Annotated in this window: 1 protein-coding gene; it reads right to left on the reverse strand. The window is 39.8% G+C overall.

From position 1 onward, the window contains the following. Positions 1-1016, reverse strand: a 1016-nt coding sequence (locus ACN4EE_RS23645) for a Calx-beta domain-containing protein (protein ID WP_431708958.1), incomplete at both ends; no start/stop codon positions are given.

Genomic DNA, 1016 nt, shown 5'->3' on the forward strand with positions numbered 1-1016 from the left:
GTATAAACATCATCTAAAATTAAAGGTACAGAAACGGTTTTAGTGGTTTCCCCCGGTTTAAAGACTGCCCTTCCTAATACCGAGTTATAATCACTTCCTGCTTTTCCTCGTCCATCTTGGGTGATATAATGCACTTGTACATATTTATCTAAATCTCCCGTACGTTGGATGGTAAATGAGACTTCTCCATCGGCTTCGTTAGCTGTGGGATTAGAAACGAAGATGCGAGTGGGAGCGTTGGGATTACTAGCAGTAGCACTAAAGAAAGAACTTGCAAAACTTTGAGCGATTTCATTTCCAGATTCATCGACACTAAAGGAAGTCATCATTTCAGAATTGAATGATGAAGCAGTTACTTCTGTGGTTGCAATAGGCTCAGGAGTGTTATAAGAGGGGGCATCGTTAGTAACATTAACCGCATTACCGATTTGTGTGAAGGTAGCCGAGATAGAATCTGTCTTTAAAAGTTCTTGTTGTTCATTTAAACGACTGGTATCACTGATGTTGGGATTACCTGAGTTCAGGGTAGAAAGGATTTGCCCAGTAGAGGTTTTAATGTATAAACCACCATCTCCTCCTAGTTGTAAATAAGTACCAGAATCATTATTATTTGTACCACTCGCCCACAAAGCATATTGTGCCAATCCGGGTTGATTGGTGGGTTGTACCTGATTATAAAGAACAAAATTACCATCAGTTTGCATCAGCGCTTGAACTGCTCCAGTGACTTGTACTCCATTCTTTTCGGCTGTCCAAAGTTGTTCCCCTGATTCTGACAATAACACAAGGCTACCTTCTTCTGTTAATACCAGTTGAGATGTTTCTGTAGTTGTAGCAACAATGCGATTAAGTAATACGGTAGCGGAGGAAGTATTGGAGGTATATCGATCGAACTTCTGATTATACTGATAGACTGTACCGTTAAGACTAAAATCAGAACTTAAATTAAGAGTATCATGGGCATCCATTACCACCGTGATAGTATTTGTCGGTGATAATTGAGTAACGGTTAAAGA

The sequence above is a fragment of the Geminocystis sp. CENA526 genome, from assembly GCF_050753365.1.
Lineage (GTDB): Bacteria > Cyanobacteriota > Cyanobacteriia > Cyanobacteriales > Cyanobacteriaceae > Geminocystis.